Source organism: Phenylobacterium sp. (genome assembly GCF_036723115.1).
Taxonomy (GTDB): domain Bacteria; phylum Pseudomonadota; class Alphaproteobacteria; order Caulobacterales; family Caulobacteraceae; genus Phenylobacterium.
The window spans coordinates 3,247-22,830 of the sequence record NZ_DAIMHV010000026.1; the positions used below are offsets into that span (position 1 = coordinate 3,247).

Genomic DNA, 19,584 nt, shown 5'->3' on the forward strand with positions numbered 1-19,584 from the left:
GGTCCTCGGGGACCGATCCCGGCCAGCCCCTGGGTGCGGCTGTCGATGCCGGCGAGAATGGCCGGCCCCAGGTCGCGCTCCCGTCCCACATAGCGGCTGGTGAAGGCCGGCGGTTCGCCCATGGGGCCTGTCCAGCGGTAGAAGATGTGCGCCCCCACCTGGGTCATCTTGACCAGGGTCGGCGCCCAGTAAGGCGCCACATAGTCGGCGTGATAATGGGTGGCCGGACCCACGCCGGTCTCGACAAAGCCGTCCAGCGCCTCCCGCGCCACCGCCTCGGCCCGCGCCCAGTAGCGGGCGTCCGGAGCGAACGCCAGCGAGCCGTCGCAGGTGAAGCTGAACTGGCAGCCCGTGCGACGGGCCGAACCCTGGAAGACCACGCCGCAGACCGAGTCGGGATAGGCGGGATGACGCACCCGGTTGAGGATCACCTGGGCCACCGCCCTCTGGCCCTCCAGGGGCTCGCGAGCCGCCTCGTAATAGATGGCCTGGGTCAGGCAGCGCCGGGCCTGGCGGCCATCCTCTCCGGAGGCCCGCAGGACGAAGGGCTCCATGGGGGCGATGGGCAAGGGCGCGAAGGGGCGCAGGGCGTTGATCTGCCGCGCCGCCCGGTCAAAGGCCGTCCCGAAGCCCAGGGTCGGCAGGGTGGCGATGTCGTAGGTGGACCAGCCCGGAACCCGTCCCCAGTAATCGGTCCGGGGCCGCGGATCATGGCGCCGCGCGAGCGCCAGCATGGCCGGGTCCATGTCGGCGGAGAGCCGCCTCAGCCCCGCATCGGACAGATCCCGCGCCACCAGCGCCATACCCTGCGAGGCGCCGGAGCCCGGCGGCCGGTCATAGGTGGTCAGACAGCCGCTGAGGCCCAGGGCGATCCAGAGAAACAGGAAGGGTCGGAGCAAACCGGTCACGCTGGCGTTCTAGAGTAAGATCCTGTCAGACTGAATCGAATCCTGCACAAGAGCCCTTGAATCCAGGGCGCTTTTCATGCCGGGCCGGAGGGCGGTGAATGTGGGCTGAAGTCACGCCTGGCCGGGGGCGCAGGGTTTGAGCCGCGCGCGTTTTCGCTGGCGGCGACTGGTGCGCCGCGCCCCGCCTCCGCTGCAGGCGCTCGCCCTGGCCGTGGGCGCCGGGACGGCGGCCATGGTGGCCCGGGGCCTGATCGTGGGGTTCGACCATGGCTATGGCCCGTCGCTGACCAATCTGCCGGCGCTCATCCTCGTCACAGTCTTCGCTGGAAGGCGCTGGGGGACAGCGACCCTGCTCGCGACCCTGCTGCTCGGGCTCGTCTGGCCCAGCGACATCGGCGGCGATGGGCCGGCAGCGCCCTTCCACCTGCTCTATGTCCTGTCCGGCGCGGCCACGGTCTGGGCGGCCGGCGCGCTGCGCGACACGGTTCTGGCGCTGGACGACGCCCGGCTGGTCCAGGAGAACACCCGCCTCGCCCTGGCCGAAAGCGAACGGCGTCTGCGTCTGGCCCAGGAGGCCGGGGGCGTCGGATTCTGGGACTTCGACATGAGCACCGGCCACGGCCATTGGTCGCCGGCGGTGTACCAGACGCTCGGCCTGGCCGCCGATCTGCCGGTGAGCATCGCCAACTTCGCCGCGGTGGTGCATCCCGAGGATCGCGGCCAGATCCGCAGGATGGTGCGCCAGGCCGAGGCCGGCGGCCGGCTCGATCCCAGCGAGTATCGCATCGTGCGCCCGGACGGCGAGGTGCGCTGGATGCTGTCGCGCGGCGACATCATTCCAGGCCAGGGCGGCGAGCCGGCCCGGGCGGTAGGGGTCAATATCGACGTCACAGAGCGGCGCCGCGCCGAGGCCCAGGTGCGCGAGAGCGAGGCGCGCTTCCGCGCCCTGGCCGACAGCGCCCCGATCCTCATGTGGGTCTCTCAGCCCGGGGGAAGGCGGGAGTTCGTCAACCGGGCCTATTGCGACTTCCTGGGGGATGACTTCGAGGCCGCCCTCGTCTTCGACTGGCGGACCCGTCTTCACGCCGACGACCTGGACCGCATCCTGGCCGAACAGATGGCCGGGGAGAGCTCCCAGGCCCCCTTCACCCTGGAGGCGCGCTACCTGCGGGCCGACGGCGCATGGCGCTGGCTCCATTCCATTTCCCGTCCGCGGCTGGCGCCGGACGGCGGCTTCCGGGGTTTCATCGGCGTGGCCTTCGATGTCACGGAGGCGCGTCAGGCCCAGGCCGATCTGGAGCGGATCAACGAACTTCTGGCCGAACGGGTGGAGGCGGCGCTGGCCGAGCGCGACCAGGCCGAAGCCGCCCTGCGCCACGCCCAGAAGCTGGAGGCGGTGGGCCAGCTGACCGGCGGGGTGGCGCACGACTTCAACAATCTGCTGACGGTGGTGATCGGCGCCCTCGACCTCGCCCAGCGCCGGCCCGACGATGTGGAACGCCGCGACCGGATGATCGAGGCGGCCCTGGCCGCGGCGCGGCGCGGCGGACAGCTGACCCACCAGCTCCTGGCCTTCGCCCGACGCCAGCCTTTGACGCCCCAGCTGCACCGGATCGACGACCTCATCGCCCAGGGGGAGCCCCTGCTGCGCCGGGCGGCAGGCGATGCGGTGCCCCTGTCCTTCCGCCTGGAGGCGGGCGAGGCGGTGTGCCGCATCGACGGCGGACAGTTCGACGCGGCCCTGATGAACCTGGTGGTCAACGCCCGCGACGCGGTCAGCCAGGGCGGAGCGGTGAGCATCGAAACCCAGGTGATCGACGCCCGTGAAGGCGATCTGGATGGGGCGCCCGCCGGCCGCTATGTGCAGGTCAGCGTGACGGATACCGGCGTGGGGATGGACGCCGAAACCCGCGCCCGAATCTTCGAGCCCTTCTTCACCACCAAGGCGGTCGGCAAGGGCACGGGGCTCGGCCTCTCGCAGGCCTATGGCTTCGCGCGCCAGAGCGGGGGTTCGGCCAGCGTGGACAGCGCGCCCGGACGTGGGGCCACCGTGCGCCTCTATCTGCCGCTGGCCGAAGGCGCGACCGCCAAAGCCCCCGCCGCCGGCGTCCCTGTCGAGGCGGTTCGCCCACGCAGCCTGGCCATACTGCTGGTGGAAGACGATCCGGACGTCGCCCACCTGACCGAGGAGATGCTGCGCGCCCTGGGCCACGAGGTGCGCCGTTGCGACGAGGCCTCGGCGGCCTTGCGCCGGATGGAGGCGGGCGAGGCCTTCGACCTCTTGATATCCGACGTGGTCATGCCCGGCGCCCTGTCAGGCGTGGACCTGGCCCGGGCGGTCCAGGCCCTGCGGCCGGATTTGCCCATCCTGCTCTGCTCGGGCTATGCCGGCGCAGCGGCGCTGGACGCCGAGAACCTCCCTTGGCCCCTGTTGCGCAAGCCCTTCGTGGGTGAGGATCTGGCCAAGGCTGTCGCCCAAGTGATCGGCCAAGGCGCCGCTGACTTCGAGTGAGACTTGCATCGTCCGCGCAAGGGTCTATATCTGTGACAATCGAGTTATGCTCCAAGTGAGCATATTCGGAAGGACGCCTCGCTCACCAAGGCGTCTTTCTTTGGGCCGGTGAAATGCTCACTTTGAGCATAAGGAGGACGCCATGGCCGCTGACGGTTTCGCCCCGCTCGCCTTCACCCCTGAAGTCGAGGCCCTGACCCTGCCCCTGTGGGAGAAGGTCAAGAACCATGTCACGCCCATGGAATGGCGCCTCCAGGCTCCGCTGATCGCCGAGATCAACCGGCTGAAGCGTGAGAAGAACGCCGTCATCCTGGCCCACAACTACATGACGCCCGAGATCTTCCACGGGGTCGGCGACTATGTGGGCGACAGCCTGGGCCTGGCCAAGGAAGCGGCCAAGTCCGACGCGGCCATCATCGTCCAGGCCGGCGTGCACTTCATGGCTGAGACCTCGAAGATCCTCTCGCCGGAAAAGCGCGTCCTGATCCCGGACCTGCGCGCCGGGTGCAGCCTGGCCTCCTCGATCACCGGCGAGGACGTGCGCCTGATCAAGGCCCGTTTCCCCGGCCTGCCCGTGGTCACCTATGTGAACACCACCGCCGACGTGAAGGCCGAGACCGACGTCTGCTGCACCAGCGCCAATGCGGTGCAGGTGGTGGAGCACGTGGCCCGGGAATGGGGCGTCGATCGCGTCATCCTGATCCCCGACGAGTTCCTGGCCCGCAATGTGGCCCGCCAGACCGACGTCAAGATCATCGCCTGGCAGGGGCGCTGCGAGGTGCATGAGCGCTTCAACGCCCAGGACATTCTCGACCTCAAGGCGGCCTATCCGGGCGCGGAGATCCTGGCGCACCCGGAATGCCCGGCCGAGGTGCTGGAGGTGTCGGACTTCGCCGGCTCCACCGCGGCCATGAACGACTATGTGCTGAGCCGCAAGCCCCGGCAGGTGGTGCTGATCACCGAATGCTCCATGGCCGACAATGTGGCGGTGGACGCCAAGGACACCGAGTTCGTCCGCCCCTGCAACCTGTGCCCGCACATGAAGCGCATCAGCCTGCAGAACATCTATGAGGCCCTGCTGCACGAGCAGTTCGAGGTCACGGTGGATCCGGCCGTCGCCGAGCGCGCGCGCCTGGCCGTCCAGCGGATGATCGACCTGCCGCCGCCGGCGGTTCCCGCGCGCTATGACTTGGTCAAGGCGCGCCACCATGTGGATGTGGAGCTGATCTGATGGCCCCCCGCATCCGGCACGACGGCGTCCTGGTCGTCGGCGCCGGGCTCGCCGGACTGTCGGCCGCCCTGGCCGCTGCCCCGCGCAAGGTCATGGTGCTGGCCGAGGCCCCGCTCAATCATGGCTGCTCGTCGGCCTGGGCGCAGGGCGGCATGGCCGCGGCCCTGGCCTTTGACGACGCCCCGTCCCTGCACGCCGCCGACACGGTGGCGGCGGGCGCGGGTCTGGTGGACCCCGCCCGTGCGGCCCTGCTGGCCGAGGAAGGCCCGGAGGCCGTTCGCCTGCTGGCCCAGCTGGGCGCCCCCTTCGATCAGGATGGCAAGGGCGGCTTCCATCTGAGCCTGGAGGCCGCCCACAGCCGCGCCCGTGTGGCCCGCGTCAAGGGCGACCAGGCCGGTCGAGCGATCATGGCCGCCGTCACGGCCGCCGTCATGGCCCATCCTCATGTGGAGGTCCGCACCGGCCAGCGCCTGCGGGGCCTGCTGCAGGACGAGGCTGGCCGCATCCGGGGCGTCCTGGTGGACCAGGGCGGGCGACTGACCGAGATCGTCGCCCAGGCGGTGATCCTGGCCACCGGGGGCATTGGCGGCCTCTATGCGGTCACCACCACGCCCGCCGAGCTGCGGGGCGAAGGCCTGGGTCTGGCGGCCCTGGCCGGGGCGCAGATCGCTGATCCTGAGTTCGTGCAGTTCCATCCCACGGCCATCGACATCGGCCGCGATCCCGCCCCCCTGGCCACGGAGGCCCTGCGGGGGGAAGGCGCCCGGCTGATCAATCGCGACGGCGAGCCCTTCATGGCCCGCTATCATCCCGAGGCCGAGCTGGCCCCCCGCGACGTGGTGGCCCGGGCCATCCATGCGGAACGGGCCGCGGGCCGCGGCGCCTTTCTCGACGCCCGCGCGGCGGTGGGCGACCACTTCCCCGAGGCGTTTCCCGGCGTGTTCGCCGCCTGTCTGTCGGGGGGCGTCGACCCGCGCACCGCCCCCATCCCCGTGGCGCCGGCCTGCCACTATCACATGGGGGGCATCGTCACGGACGCGGCCGGCGCCACCAGCCTGGCCGGCCTCTTCGCCGCGGGAGAGTGCGCCTCCACCGGCGTCCACGGGGCCAATCGGCTGGCCTCCAACTCCCTGCTGGAGGCCGCTGTCTTCGGCGCCCGCGCCGGCCGGGCGGCCGCTCTGGCGGAGGCGGGCGAGCTTCGCATGGCCCGCACCATCACCGCTCCCCTGCTGCCGCCCTCGGCCCTGGCCGAACTGCGCCTCGCCATGAGCGCCGATGTGGGCGTGGTCCGCGACGCCGAGGGCCTGTGCCAGGCGCTTGGTCTGCTGGACAGGCTGGAGCTGGCCCACGGGCGCACGGCCGATCTGACGGCCGCCCGCCTCACCGTCACCTGCGCCCTGGCGCGCCGGGAAAGCCTGGGGGCCCACTACCGGGCCGATGCCCGGCAGACGCCTGATCATCCGGAAAGAACCTTCGTGACCCTGGACGCCCTGCCCCCGGCGCCTGCGCCCTGCCTGGCCGCTGAATGATCGCCCCCCTTCCCGATCTGCTCATTGAGCCGGTGGTGCGCGCCGCCCTGGCTGAGGATCTGGGGCGCGCGGGCGACGTCACCGCCCTGGCCTGCATCGCCCCGGACGCGCAGCTTTCCGTGGCCTTCGCCGCCCGCAAGCCTGGCGTGGCCGCAGGCCTCGCCTGTGCGCGCCTGGCCCTGCACGCCCTTGATCCCGACGCCCGGTTCGAAGCCGTGCTGGAGGACGGCGCCCCCCTGACCCCCGGCGCCGTGCTGGCCCGCGCCCAGGGCGACGCCCGGGCGATCTTGTCGGCCGAGCGCACGGGGCTGAACCTGCTGGGCCGGCTCTGCGGCGTCGCCACCCTGACCCGGGCCTATGTGGATGCGGTGGAGGGCACGGGGGCGCGCATCGTCGACACCCGCAAGACCACGCCTGGCCTGCGCCACCTGGAGAAGTACGCCGTTCGCTGCGGCGGCGGGGTCAACCATCGCTTCGGTCTGGATGACGCCATCCTCATCAAGGACAATCATGTGGCGGCCTGCGGCGGCGTGGGCGAAGCCGTCCGCCGGGCCAAGGCCTTCGCCGGCCACCTGATGAAGGTGGAGGTGGAGATCGACCGCCTGGACCAGTTGGACGAAGCCCTGATGCACGGCCCCGACGTGGTCATGCTGGACAATTTCTGCCTCGCCGACCTTCGCGCCGCCGTCTCGGCCGCCAAGGGGAAGGCCGTGCTGGAAGCCTCCGGCGGCGTCACCCTGGAGAGCGTGCGGGCCATCGCCGAGACGGGCGTGGACGTCATCAGCGTCGGCGCGCTGACCCATTCTGCGCCGGCTCTGGACATCGGTCTCGACGCCCTCTGATATCTGCCCGTCGCGCGATGGCTTTTTGGCCCCGCGACCGGGGGGTTCATGGGCGGCGAGCTGGCGATACATCATCTGGGCGGCGGTCTGGCGCTGGGGGCCAACCCCTTCGGCCGCGACGTGGCCAATCTCGCTCTCTACCGGGCCCTTGCGCGCCATGGGGGCTTCGAGACCCTTCACATGCTGATGGCGCCGGTCAGCCCGGCCGAGGCGCTGAGCGAGAGCCTGGCGGGCGGGACGCCGCTGAGCACCCGAATCGAGTCCGGCCATCTGCTGGAGGTGGATCGCGCAGCCCGGGCCGGAACCCTGTTTCGCGGCAAGGCGGACCTCTCGGAACTGGCCTGGACGCGCCGGGAAATGGCCACGGACGAGGCCTACAGCCTGGTCGGCCTGATCCACACCCTGGCCCCGCCCATGACCCGCCAGGAGATCGCCGCGGCGAGTCTGGCCCCCGTCCACCCATGGGATGCGATCATCTGCACCTCGCCTGCGGTTCAGACGTCCATGCGCCGCATGTTCGAGGGCTGGACGGACTATCTGGGCGAGCGGTTCGGGGGCGGAGAGCGCCCCATGCCGCAGCTTCCCCTGCTGCCCCTGGGCGTGGACGCCGAAGCCCTGCGCGCCCAAGCCGATCGCCCGGCCGCCCGCGCGGCCATCCGCCACAAGCTCGGCCTGGCCGAGGACGACGTGCTCATCCTCTGGGTGGGGCGGCTGTCCTTCTTCGAGAAGGCGGCGCCCCAGCCCATGTTCCGCGCCGTGGAGGCGGCGGGGGCGCGTCGGGGCCGACCGCTGGCCTTCGCCCTGGCCGGCTGGTTCCCCCAGGAGTCGCACCGGGCGATGTTCGAAGAGGCGGCCCGCGCCTACGCCCCGCAGACCCCCGTACACTGGATCGACGGCAACGACCCCCAGGCCCTGGCCGACATGTGGGCGGCGTCCGACATCTTCCTGTCCCTCGTGGACAACATCCAGGAGACCTTCGGCCTGGCGCCGGTGGAAGCCATGGCCGCGGGCCTGCCTGTGGTGGCCAGCGACTGGGACGGCTATCGCTACACCATCGAGCATGGGGTCCAGGGCTTTCTCGCCCCGACCCTGATCCCGCCGGCGGGACCGCCCAGCGCCAACATCGCCCGGCGCCATCTGCTGCGCGCCGAGCCCTACCAGTCCTATGTCGGCCAGCTGGCCCAGTTCACCGCCGTGGACCTGGACGCCGCGGCCCGCGCCCTGGCCGAGCTGGCCGACTCACCCGAGCTGCGGGCCAGGATGGGCGCCGCCGGGCGCGCCCGGGTCCAGGCCATGTTCGACTGGCCCGTGGTGGCGAGGGCCTATCGCCGACTGTTCGAGGATCTGGCCAGCGCCCGGCCGAAGACTGCAGCTCGGGGCACGCCGCGCCTGAACCCGGTCCACGGCGACCCGTTCGCCGACTTCGCCGACTTCGCGAGCCTGCAGCTCGGCGTGGATACCCGGTTGCGCCTGTGCCCGGACGCCGACCTCTCCACCCACCCCGCCTTCCATGGCGCCCCGGTCCTGGACGGCTACGCTGCGGCCCGCCGCTGGTCGGCGGCCGAACTCCTCCCCGTGGCGGAGGAGATCGGCCGTCGGGGGGCGATGACTCTCGGCGAACTGCTGAGCGCCCAGCCGCGGTCCCGCCGCAGCCGACTGATCTACGGCCTCGTCTGGCTGTGCAAGATGGGCGTGTTGCGCTGGACCTGACGCCCTTCAGCCCCGCGCCCGCAGCCGTCTGGCCGCTTCCTGGGCGGCGGCGCGTCGGTCCTCCACGGCCAGGGCCATGCGCGCCGAAACCTGGCTGAGGATGTGCGGCGGCGCCTCCTCGGGACGGCCGCCGACGAAGGGCGGAGACGGGGAATATTCCAGGCCCAGTTGAACGGCGCGGGCCGCGTCCTCGCCGAAGATCTCGGCGCCGGCCACCAGGGCGAAGTCGAGGCCGGCGGTGACGCCGCCGCCGGTGATCACGGGGCCATCGCGGGAGACCCGCGCCTCGTCCACCTCCACCCCGAAGAGCGGCAGGAGATCACGCCAGGCCCAGTGGCAGGCCGCGCGCCGCCCCTCCAGCAGCCCCGCCGCCGCCAGGATCAGCGAGCCGGTGCAGACCGAGGTGACATAACGCGCCTCACACCCCAGGCGACGGATGGCGGCCATGAAGGTCTCGTCGAGCATGGCCGCGGTGGTTCCGAGGCCCCCCGGGACGCAGAGGACGTCGCAGCGCTCCACAGCGCTGAGATCTGCCAGGCGGGTGAACACCAAACCGTCGGCCTCAACATCTGCGCCGCCCACCGAGGCGACGGTGGTCACAGCCCCAGGCATCCGATTGAAGAACTGGTGTGGGGCCGTGAAGTCGAGCTGGGTCACCCCGTCATAGAGGGGAAATACGATATGGCAGGCCTGGGCCATGGGCACCTCCGTGGATTGACACCGGCATCATGACCGCGCCTAGCTACGGCTGAAATGACATAGTTCCCACCTTTTGCGCCATGACCCACCGGATCACCTGCGTCCTCTTCCCCGACTTCCAGATCCTGGACGCTGGCGGGCCGCTGGCCGCCTTCGAGATCGCCGCCCGCTATGCGCCGGGCGCCTATAGCCTGCGCGTGGTCGCCCCTGTCCCGGGGCTGGTGGGAAGCTCGTCCGGCGTCCGGTTGGCGGCCGAGGCCCTCGATGACGCCCCCCTGGACACCCTGCTGGTGGCGGGCGGCGATGGGACACGTCAGGCTATTCATGACACGGCGCTGGTGGACTGGATCAGGGCGGCGGCAGGCCGCGCCCAGCGCACCGCCAGCATCTGCTCCGGCGCCTTCCTGCTGGCGGAGGCGAGCCTGCTGAACGGGCGGGCGGCCACCACCCACTGGAGCCGGTCGACCGACTTCCGGCGGCGCTATCCCGCCGTGAGGCTGGAGCCGGACCGCATCTTCGTGCGCGACGGCGCAGTCTGGACCTCGGCGGGGATCACGGCCGGCATCGACCTGGCCCTGGCGATCATCGCCGCGGACCTGGGTGAGGCGGTCGCGCGGGCCACCGCCCAGCAGCTGGTGGTGCCCCGCCGGCGGCCGGGGGGCCAGTCACAGTTCTCGTCCCTGGTGGAGGCCGGCGGCGCCACGGGCCGGTTCGAGCCGCTGATGGAATGGGCGCGGGGACGCCTGAGCGCGCGCCTGAGCGTGGAGGACCTGGCCGACCAGGCGGCCATGAGCCCGCGCAACTTCGCGCGCGCCTTCGCGGCCGAGACCGGCATGACCCCGGCCAAGGCGGTGGAGCACCTGCGGGTGGAGGCCGCCCGCGCCGCCCTGGAGGACGGCGCGGCCAGCATCGAGGCGATCGCCTCGGCCGTGGGCTTCGGAGACCCGGAGCGGATGCGCCGCGCCTTCCTGCGGGCCTATGGCCAGCCGCCCCAAGCCCTGCGCCGCGCCGCGCGCAGCGTGGCCTGAGCCCGGTTCAGACGTTCGCGATCAGACCGCGGCCTTGGCCTTGGGTTCATCGCCGCGACCCGTCACCTGGGTCGCGCCCTCCGGCTTGGCCGGCTTGGCGGCGGGCTTGGGCGCGGCCTCGGTGCGCGCCTCAGGCCGGGCCTCCGGCTTGGCGGGCGCAGCGGCGGCCTCGGACCCCAGATCAGCATTGGCCAGGGGCACAGCCACAGGACGGGTGTCCACCACCGCCGAGGTCAGGCGGAAGTCGGCGTCCACCGGCGTCCGCTCGGCCAGTTGAGCGCCGGCCGGTTCGCCCGTCGCCCCTGGCGGACGGGCATAGACGGGGGCCTCGGTCTGCTCGGGCGAGACATGGTCGGCCCGCGCCAGCAGGCGGCTGGGGGCCGGATCGCGGTGGAAGCGATAGAAGACGTGCTGGCCCACCTGGGTCACCCGCGCCATGCGCAGGCCCCAGCCCGGCGCCACGGCGGTGGTGTGGAAGTGGGTGGCCTTGCCCACATCGGCCATGACCTCGCCGGAGAGCGCCTTGTGGGCGACCCGCTCGGCCCGGCGCCAGGCGCCGCGATCGACGCCGGCGCGCATGGCGCCGTTGCAGGCGAAGCTGAACTGGCAGACCCGGCTGTTGGCCCCCTGGAAGACGACGCCGCAGACGGTCTTGGGGAAGGCCGGATGGCGCACGCGGTTCAGGACCACCTGAGCGACGGCCGCCTGACCGGAGGGGGTTTCCCCGCGGGCTTCGTAATAGACGGCCTGGGTCAGGCACTCCACCTCGCGGGAGGCCTCCAGCGCGCCGCCCAGGCGGAACGGCGCGGCGGGCGATGGCGTCACCCCCAGGCTGGCGCGCAGCATGAGGGACTCGCCCCGAGCCGGCGCCTGGCGCTCCAGGCGGGCCACGAGAATGGCGTTCTGGCGATCCCGTTCGGCGGCTCCGGCCACCGTGAAGGGATCGTGGCGCCGGGCCACGCGCAGCACGCCCGGGTCCATGCGGGCCGCGGCGTCCTGCAGGGCCTGCTCAGAAAATCCTTCCGCCGCCGCAGCGGCGAGGCGGGAAGCGCGTTCATGATCGGTGGCGGCGCGGGCCATGCCGCCCGCCATATAGGCGCCCCCAAGCGCAAGTCCGACCGCCGAGCCGACAAGGGCGGCTCCGGTCAGGGCACGCCAATTGGCGCGCACCTTATTGTCATGTTGCAAAACGTCCTGTCCTGTGCGGCGAGGGCGCGTAGCCCCCCGACTCATCGCTCTGAAGGCCGCCCGCAACTGGCGGGTCAAACCTTCGAAAACGAAGCCCGTCCGCACACAATCGGGACGGGTCTACGACAAAGTGGCGAGGCTTATGACGCGTCCGTGAAGGATTCGCAACCCATCATCCCGCCCTTCCTCCCCGCGGGCCCTGCGGCCCTGGGTCGCTGCGGAGTCGGAACCTCTGCCTTGGCGCTCCGTTCAGCGATGACCAATGCGGGAGAATTCAACATGGGTAAGGTCCTTGGCGTTTGCGTCGTCTCGGCCGGGCTTCTACTGGCGGCCTGTGGCCACAATGTGGAGGAACGGGCGGCCACCGGCGCCATCACCGGCGCGGTGGTGGGCGGCCCTGTGGGCGCTGCGGCCGGCGCGGCCGTCGGCACGGCGGTGAGCAAGTCCGTCGACAAGTGACATAGTCCGTCTGCGTCATGCGGCCCGGCGCCGGCGGCTCTATCCCCCCTCCCTGCGAGGTTGCGGGGAGAGAGGGCCATGCGTCATCTGCTGGTCGCCCTGGGCGTCCTGGCCGCCACGTGCCTGATGGCGGCCAGCGCCGGGGGGCCGTTCTGAGATGCGGCCTGAGCGAGCGACGGCGGCCTGCTGACGGCATGGTGTCAGCAGCGCCGCTGGCGCCGGAGGCCCCCGACGCCTAACTTCTCCCCATGCCGCGCAGCAAGACCGCATCCGCCCCTTCGGCCCTCGACGCGCCTGCCCCGCCCGCAGGCGTGGCCGACATGTCCTCGGCCTTCGATTACAACGACACCGCCATGCCGATGCTGTGGAAGCCCCACCGCCCGGCCCGGCCGTCCAAGTCGGAGGGCGGCAAGCGGTTCAAGCTGGTGAGCGACTACCAGCCAGCCGGCGACCAGCCCCAGGCGATCCGCGAACTGGTTGAGGGCGTCAACGCCCGCGAGCATGACCAGGTCCTGCTGGGGGTCACCGGCTCGGGCAAGACCTTCACCATGGCCCAGGTGATCGCCGAGACCCAGCGGCCGGCCCTGATCCTGGCGCCCAACAAGACCCTGGCGGCTCAGCTCTATTCCGAGTTCAAGGCCTTCTTTCCGGAGAACGCCGTCGAGTTCTTCGTCTCCTACTACGACTACTATCAGCCGGAGGCCTATGTGCCCCGGACCGACACCTACATCGAGAAGGACTCCTCGATTAACGAGCAGATCGACCGGATGCGCCACTCGGCGACCCGGGCGATCCTGGAGCGCGACGACGTCATCGTGGTCGCCTCGGTGTCCTGCATCTACGGCATCGGCTCGGTGGAGACCTATACCGCCATGACCTTCACCCTGGCGCCGGGTGAGCGGGTGGACGAAAAGCAGCTCATGGCCGACCTGGTGGCCCTGCAGTACAAGCGCAATGATCAGGCCTTCGAGCGCGGGACCTTCCGCCGCCGCGGCGACACCATCGAGATCTTCCCCGCCCACTATGAGGACCGCGCCTGGCGCGTGAGCCTGTTCGGCGACGAGGTGGAATCCATCAGCGAATTCGATCCCCTGACCGGCAAGAAGACCGCCGATCTCGAAGGGATCAAGATCTACGCCAACAGCCACCACGTGACCCCGCGCCCGACGCTCAACCAGGCGGTCATCGAGATCAAGAAGGAGCTCAAGGAGCGGCTCGACTGGCTGGTGGCCAACGGCAAGCTGCTGGAGGCCCAACGCCTGGAGCAGCGCACCACCTTCGACCTGGAGATGATCCAGGCCACCGGCTCCTGCGCCGGCATCGAGAACTACAGCCGCTATCTGTCGGGCCGCCGCCCTGGCGAGCCGCCGCCCACCTTCTTCGAGTACATCCCCGAAAACGCCCTGCTGTTCGTGGACGAGAGCCACCAGGCCATCCCTCAGATCGGCGGCATGTACCGCGGCGACTACCGGCGCAAGTTCACCCTGGCGGAGTACGGATTCCGCCTGCCCTCCTGCCTCGACAACCGCCCCCTCAAGTTCGAGGAATGGGACGCCATGCGCCCCGACACCGTCCATGTGTCGGCCACCCCAGGCGACTGGGAGATGAAGCGCGCCGGCGGCGTCTTCGTCGAGCAGGTGATCCGCCCCACCGGCCTGATCGACCCGCCGGTGGAGGTGCGCCCGGTCTCCAAGGACGGCTTCTCCCAGGTGGATGACGTCATCGACGAGGTCCGCCAGACCATCGCCCGGGGCTATCGCGGCCTGATCACCGTGCTGACGAAGAAGATGGCCGAGGACCTGACGGAGTACATGCACGAGCAGGGCCTGAAGGTCCGCTACATGCACTCCGACATCGACACCATCGAGCGCATCGAGATCATCCGCGACCTGCGCCTGGGCGCCTTCGACGTCCTGGTGGGCATCAACCTGCTGCGCGAGGGTCTGGACATTCCCGAGGTGGGGCTGGTGGGCATCCTCGACGCCGACAAGGAGGGCTTCCTGCGCTCCGAAACCTCCCTGATCCAGACCATCGGCCGGGCGGCGCGGAACGTGGACGGCCGGGTGATCCTCTATGCCGACCAGATCACCGGCTCCATGGAACGGGCCATGGCCGAAACCCAGCGCCGCCGCGAGAAGCAGGAGGCCTACAACCTCGAGCACGGCATCACGCCCGAGAGCGTGAAGAGCCAGATCAAGGAAATCCTCGCCTCCGCCTACGAGAAGGACCGTCCCCTGGTCCGGACCGAACTGGCGGAGGAGGCCAAGCCCTTCATGGGCGACAACTTCAAGGCCACGCTGCGCGACCTGGAAGCGAAGATGCGCCAGGCCGCCGCCGACCTGGAGTTCGAAACCGCCGCGCGCCTGCGCGACGAGATCAAGCGCCTGAAGCTCATGGACCTGGAATTCGCCAACGAAGCCCTGACGGCCGAAGGCGAAACCGTCGACCGCTCAGCGGTGAAGCGCGTCAAGGCCGAGGCGCGGGCCGAAGCGCAGGAGCGGTTCCGGAAGGGGCGGGTTTAGCCCCTGTGTCCCAAACGCCGCAATTGACCAAGGGCGCGGAACCGAGCGGAACTTCCGCCGCGTGGCCGACTTAACTCTGCAGTGAATGGCCCGAGGGCCGGGATAGCAGAACAAGAGGTCATCCATGTCACCGTCCTTCGGTGCGGCGGGAGCTGACGGCAAGGTCGTCGCTCTGGACCGGAAAAGCAGCAGCAAGGACGCCGTGGGCGAGCGGGTCCGCAGGCTTCAGGCTGAGGCCAAGAGTCTGGTGGCCGAGCATGTGCGCGACCTGGAAGGCGCCCTGGCCGAAGTCGAACGGCTCAGCGCCGAGATCGCCGGCGGCGGCGAGCTCTATCCCCCAGGCGTGCGAGAGATCGCCCGGCGGCTGACCGAGGAAGCGGAGGTTCGCGCCCAGGCCCTGGAAGCCATCATGGCGCGAGCCTGAGTCCGCGACACGGCCCCAGGTTGCGCGGTCTTGTCGCATGCGCAGGTAAGGAGCCGACAAGCACGCCGAACTTAGGTGGCGGGAAGTCCTAGAAAGGGGTTTCCCGTGTTGTTGCCGTCCTATTCCCGCGTTTCCCACCGTCACCGCCTGGGCGCCGGCGCCTCCATCGCCGCGCTCGCCGCCGCCGTCCTGTTCGCAGGCCCCGCCGCCGCCGCGCCCGCCGGCAGCGAGATTCTGGCCGGCGACTATCTGAAGATCGGCCTGAACAACAAGGGGACCCTCGGGGTGGGCGGAACCGTCTCGCCGGGCGTGCTCTATGACGGGACCGGCACGGGCACGTTCAATCCGGCCTATGACTATCTGACCCCCGGCTCCCCGTTCGAAGGCTTCACCATCAGCGGAACGGGCGCCTCGGCCTTCACCTACACCAACAACAACAGCAGCCTGGGTTCGGCGGCGATCAGCGGGACCCTGACCAGCTATAACGGCGTCGCGCACGAGGGGTCGACCTACGACCAGCGGGCGGTGTGGACCGGCGGCATCGCCGGACTGTTCAACATCACCCACGACTATGCGTTCAACACCAACGGCCAGCAGCTGAACATCGGCACCACGATCGAGGCGCTGACGGATCTCAGCAACCTCACCTTCTCCCGCTTCATCGACCCGGACGCCCAGGCGGCCGCAGGGGATTCCAGCGCCACCACCAATGTGCGCGGCGCCACGGGCGTGCCCGAAAGCGACGTGGTCTATGCCGAGGCCCTGGCCTCCAAATACGTCATCGGCCTCTATACGAACGACGCCACGACCCACAATTCGGCCATCACCGGCTGGACGCAGGACACCGCCTCCTATCTGGCCGGGACGAATGTCGGCAATGGGGACAACACCATCGGCCTGGGCTTCAACATCGGCGCCCTGCTGAGCGGGTCGAGGATCACCCTGACCTATCGCTACATCTTCGGGGTGGATATCGCCGCAGCGGTGGCCGCCAGCGGCGGCGGCGGCGGATCGAACCCCCCTCCCCCGACCACCATCGACACCACCGCTCCTTATTCGATCGAGCAGCTCAAGTCCGGCAGCGTGACCCCGGTCTTCGACGGAGGCACCCTGACGCTGGGCGGGTCCGGCGTGCTGGATTCCAACTTCACCATCCTGGCGGCTGGCGGCACGGTGGACACCGCCGGGAATGACCTGACCCTGTCGGGCGCGCTCTCCGGTCCCGGGGTCCTGAACAAGGTGGGCGGCGGCCTGCTCACCCTGACGGGGGCCAACAGCTTCGCGGGGGTCAACGTCTCCGGCGGGGGCCTGGCGCTCAGCGGTCCGGAGGCCCTGGGCGGTGCGCCGGTCACCCTCTCTGGCGGCGGCTTCCTCCAGATCACCCAGACCCAGACCCTGACGACGCCGATCCAGATCCTGGGCGGCCAGACGGGCGGGTTCGACACCGCCGGCCATCAGGTGACCCTGACGGGCGGCCTGGGCGGCGGCGGCATGCTGGTCAAGCAGGGCGCCGGGACCCTGTTGCTGCAAGGGGCGAACGACATCGCCGGCCTGAACATCCAGGGCGGCTCGGTGGTGGTGAGCCAGGCCGGGGCGGCGGGCGCTTCAGGCGGGCCTGTCATCATCGGCGGCGGCGGCGCCTTCGGCGTGGCCTCGGACATGACCCTGACCCAGAACTTCGTGGCCCTGGGCAGCGGCGGCGCCTTCAATACCGGCGGCCATCAGGTGGTTCTGACCGGCTCCATCAGCGGCGACGCCTGCTTCACCAAGGTGGGCGAAGGCCATCTGAACCTGGTCGCCGCCGGCGGCAGCGCCATCGGCGCCTGCGTGCAGCAGGGTCAGCTCAGCTTCAACAACCAGTTCGTGGGCAATGTCTGGGTCGACCCCGGCGCGGTCCTGGGCGGCAGCGGCCATGTGGTGGGCGACGTTCTCGCCGGCGGCATCCTCTCGCCCGGCAATTCGCCCGGCCGGCTGGTGGTCAGCGGGTCGGTGACCCAGACCGCCGGCTCGACCCTGCTGATCGAGATCGACGGGCCGACTCCCGGGGTCGGGGCGGGCCACTATGACACCGTGGTGCTGACCGGCGCCGGCGCGGTCTTCACCGCCGCCGGGACCCTTTCCCCCGTCACCCGCGGGATCACCGGGGCGGCCAACAACACCTACACGCCGTCCATCGGCGATCGCTTCGAAGTGGTGGTCGCCGAGGGCGGGGTGCAGGGCGCGTTCGAGCGCCTGATCCAGCCCACGCAAGGCCTGCCCGACAACGCCCGGTTCGACGTGGTCTATCGGCCGGGCAGCATCATCCTGGCGGTCACCCCTGAACGCTTCGCCCGGCTGGCCGGCAAGCTGAACGCCCAGGCGGCGGGCGCTGCGGTCGATGCGGCGCGTCCGGCGCCGGCTGCGCGTCCCACGGCGGGCGCGACGCCCCTGGCCACCCGCTTGGCCGGACTGGACGCGAGCCAGATCAGCCTGGCCCTGCACGCGGCCTCGGGCGAGGCGCACGCCGTGGGCCTCGACGCCCTGGCCGCCACCGGCCGTCACCTGTCGGCCCAGGTCCAGAGCCGTCTTCAGGCGCCGCAGACCGACCAGCGCCTGTGGGCCCAGGTCTCCGGCGCCCGGTGGGAGGTGGATGGCGACGTCCACGCTGACGGCTATGACGGCGAGGGCGTGACCCTGGTCGTCGGCGCCGACCGCGCCTTCGGCCCCAACCTGACCGCCGGCGTGGCCGCCGCCTATGGCGAAGCCACCGCCGACAGCGGCCGGCTGGGCGAGGCCAAGGTCTTCACCTATCGCGGCCTGGCCTATGGCGCCTGGCGCCAGGGGGCGACCTATGTTCACGGCCTGGCCGGCGCCAGCCAGGACCAGCACAAGATCGCCCGTCATGTCATTCTTGGCGACGGGGTCGAGGCCCTCCACGCCAAGGCCGGCGGGCGCAGCCTGTTCGCCGACCTGGAAGCCGGGCGCGAGATCGCCGTGGCCGGAACCCGCCTGACCCTGGCCGCCGGCCTCGGCGCCGAGCAGATCAACCGCGACGCCGTGCGTGAGACGGGCGGCCAGACCGCGCTCAGCTTCGCCGACCAGGACCGTGAGGCCGTCCAGGCCCGCCTTGGGGTTCGCCTGCAACGCACCGGCGAGATGGCCGGCTGGCAGGTCTCGCCCTATGGCTCGGCCTTCCTCACCCAGGAACTGGCCGAGGAGTCGGCGCGCATCGACACGGCGCTGGACGGCGCAGGCTTCCAGGTCCGGGCCGCGGCGCCCGGCGCCACGGGCCTGCGGATCGGCGCGGGCGTGGAGGCCCGGCTGGCCGAGCGCGCCCGCTTGGCGATCGACTACCGACTGGCCCACAGCGACCGGTCCCAGAGCCATGGCCTGGCCGCCACGGTGTCTCTCACCTGGTGACCCGCCACGACGCCCGCCGCCGCACCTCCTCCCCCGGCCCCGCGGCGGCGGGCGTTGAAGTTTCCGCCCAGGATTGCGACATAGGGGCTGGCTTCCCGTCCCGCCGGTCTGGCGGGAACCTCCCCCGGGGGCCGGGAGTCCCTAGACCATGAACACCGAAGTCCTCGACGCCGAATTCCGCGACGGCACGATCCGCACCCATGGGCCGGAAGGCTTCGAGGGCATGCGCAAGGCCGGCCGCCTGGCCGCCCAGTGCCTGGACATGCTGACCTCGCACGTGGTCCCCGGCGTGGTGACCGACGAGCTCGACCGGCTGGCGCGGGAGTTCATCCTGGACCACGGGGCCCTGCCGGCCTGTCTCTTCTATCGCGGCTACGCCAAGACGGTGTGCATCTCGGTCAATCACGTGGTCTGCCACGGTATTCCGGGGGAACGCATTCTGCGGGAAGGCGACATCGCCAATATCGACGTCACCGTGATCGTCGACGGCTGGCACGGCGACCACAGCCGCATGTACGGGGTCGGCCCCGTCTCGGCCCGGGCCAAGCGGCTGGTGGACATCACCTATGAGGCCCTGGATCGCGGCATCGCGGCGGTGAAGCCGGGCGCCACCACCGGCGATATCGGCCACGCCATCCAGTCCTATGTGGAATCCATGCGCTGCTCGGTGGTGCGCGACTTCTGCGGCCATGGCCTGGGCAAGGTCTTCCACGACGCCCCGAACATCCTGCACTTCGGCCAGAAGGGCGCGGGCGAGGTGCTGAAGACCGGCATGTTCTTCACCATCGAACCCATGGTGAACCTGGGCAAGCCGGCGGTGAAGGTGTTGTCCGACGGCTGGACCGCGGTGACGCGAGACAAGTCCCTGTCGGCCCAGTGCGAGCACTCCATCGGCGTGACCGACGACGGGGCGGAGATCTTCACCGCCTCCCCCGCCGGCCTGTTCAAGCCTCCCATCGAGACGGCCTGATCGCAGTCCGGCTTCGCGTCATGATGAAGGCTCTTGCCTATCCGGAACACATGAGGAACATTCCGGTGCATGAGCGATCCCGTCGGCCTCTCCGAAGACCTCTCCCGGCAGGCTGAGCTGTGGGGCCAGGCCGCGGTCAAGCCCCACCATCTGGGCCATCGGG

The 19,584-nt window shown here is 70.7% G+C and carries 14 protein-coding genes; 11 read left to right on the plus strand and 3 right to left on the minus strand.

The window, feature by feature from the left end:
• Positions 1 to 908: cell wall hydrolase (locus V7D28_RS04900; RefSeq protein WP_333586244.1), on the minus strand; the 908-nt coding region annotated here is incomplete at its 3' end.
• A gap of 169 nt (positions 909 to 1,077) precedes the next feature.
• On the opposite strand from V7D28_RS04900, the gene V7D28_RS04905 reads away from it, so the two are divergent.
• The 5 genes from V7D28_RS04905 to V7D28_RS04925 all read left to right on the plus strand — a co-directional run bounded on the left by V7D28_RS04905 (position 1,078) and on the right by V7D28_RS04925 (position 8,732).
• The gene (locus V7D28_RS04905) at positions 1,078 to 3,420 is read left to right on the plus strand and encodes a PAS domain S-box protein (protein ID WP_333586245.1); all 2,343 of its coding nucleotides are present in this window, start codon (positions 1,078 to 1,080) and stop codon (positions 3,418 to 3,420) included.
• Positions 3,421 to 3,562: 142 nt separating this feature from the next.
• Complete coding sequence (gene nadA / locus V7D28_RS04910) at positions 3,563 to 4,651, plus strand: quinolinate synthase NadA (protein ID WP_333586246.1); 1,089 nt, start codon at positions 3,563 to 3,565, stop codon at positions 4,649 to 4,651.
• On the plus strand, positions 4,651 to 6,180 hold the full coding sequence (locus V7D28_RS04915; protein WP_442957893.1) for an L-aspartate oxidase: 1,530 nt from the start codon (positions 4,651 to 4,653) through the stop codon (positions 6,178 to 6,180). The genes nadA and V7D28_RS04915 overlap by 1 nt, the downstream gene beginning before the upstream one ends.
• Positions 6,177 to 7,022 (plus strand): carboxylating nicotinate-nucleotide diphosphorylase, encoded by an 846-nt coding sequence (gene nadC / locus V7D28_RS04920; RefSeq protein WP_333586247.1) that lies wholly within the window; start codon positions 6,177 to 6,179, stop codon positions 7,020 to 7,022. The genes V7D28_RS04915 and nadC overlap by 4 nt, the downstream gene beginning before the upstream one ends.
• A 48-nt stretch (positions 7,023 to 7,070) precedes the next feature.
• Entirely contained in the window at positions 7,071 to 8,732 is a 1,662-nt protein-coding gene (locus tag V7D28_RS04925) for a glycosyltransferase family 4 protein (RefSeq protein WP_333586248.1), read from the plus strand.
• A gap of 6 nt (positions 8,733 to 8,738) precedes the next feature.
• On the opposite strand, the gene V7D28_RS04930 is transcribed toward V7D28_RS04925, so the two are convergent.
• Entirely contained in the window at positions 8,739 to 9,431 is a 693-nt protein-coding gene (locus V7D28_RS04930) for a DJ-1/PfpI family protein (RefSeq protein ID WP_333586249.1), read from the minus strand.
• Between the two features lie 80 nt (positions 9,432 to 9,511).
• Here V7D28_RS04930 and V7D28_RS04935 point away from each other — a divergent pair, with 80 nt between their 5' ends.
• The gene (locus V7D28_RS04935) at positions 9,512 to 10,459 is read left to right on the plus strand and encodes a GlxA family transcriptional regulator (protein WP_333586250.1); all 948 of its coding nucleotides are present in this window, start codon (positions 9,512 to 9,514) and stop codon (positions 10,457 to 10,459) included.
• A gap of 21 nt (positions 10,460 to 10,480) precedes the next feature.
• Here the strand turns inward: V7D28_RS04935 and V7D28_RS04940 are convergent, their stop codons facing one another.
• On the minus strand, positions 10,481 to 11,647 hold the full coding sequence (locus V7D28_RS04940) for a cell wall hydrolase (RefSeq protein ID WP_333586251.1): 1,167 nt from the start codon (positions 11,645 to 11,647) through the stop codon (positions 10,481 to 10,483).
• A 279-nt stretch (positions 11,648 to 11,926) separates the two neighbouring features.
• Between V7D28_RS04940 and V7D28_RS04945 the strand changes: the two genes are divergently transcribed.
• The 5 genes from V7D28_RS04945 to map all read left to right on the plus strand — a co-directional run bounded on the left by V7D28_RS04945 (position 11,927) and on the right by map (position 19,421).
• A complete protein-coding gene (locus V7D28_RS04945; RefSeq protein ID WP_333586252.1) occupies positions 11,927 to 12,106 on the plus strand; it encodes a hypothetical protein in 180 nt (59 codons plus the stop codon).
• A 248-nt stretch (positions 12,107 to 12,354) separates the two neighbouring features.
• Positions 12,355 to 14,628: an excinuclease ABC subunit UvrB gene (uvrB, locus tag V7D28_RS04950; RefSeq protein WP_333586253.1), complete on the plus strand. Its 2,274-nt coding sequence runs from the start codon at positions 12,355 to 12,357 to the stop codon at positions 14,626 to 14,628.
• A gap of 124 nt (positions 14,629 to 14,752) precedes the next feature.
• A complete protein-coding gene (locus tag V7D28_RS04955; protein WP_333586254.1) occupies positions 14,753 to 15,052 on the plus strand; it encodes a hypothetical protein in 300 nt (99 codons plus the stop codon).
• Between the two features lie 105 nt (positions 15,053 to 15,157).
• Entirely contained in the window at positions 15,158 to 18,451 is a 3,294-nt protein-coding gene (locus V7D28_RS04960; RefSeq protein ID WP_333586255.1) for an autotransporter family protein, read from the plus strand.
• Between the two features lie 148 nt (positions 18,452 to 18,599).
• Entirely contained in the window at positions 18,600 to 19,421 is an 822-nt protein-coding gene (gene map / locus V7D28_RS04965) for a type I methionyl aminopeptidase (protein ID WP_333586256.1), read from the plus strand.
• Positions 19,422 to 19,584 lie beyond the last annotated feature (163 nt).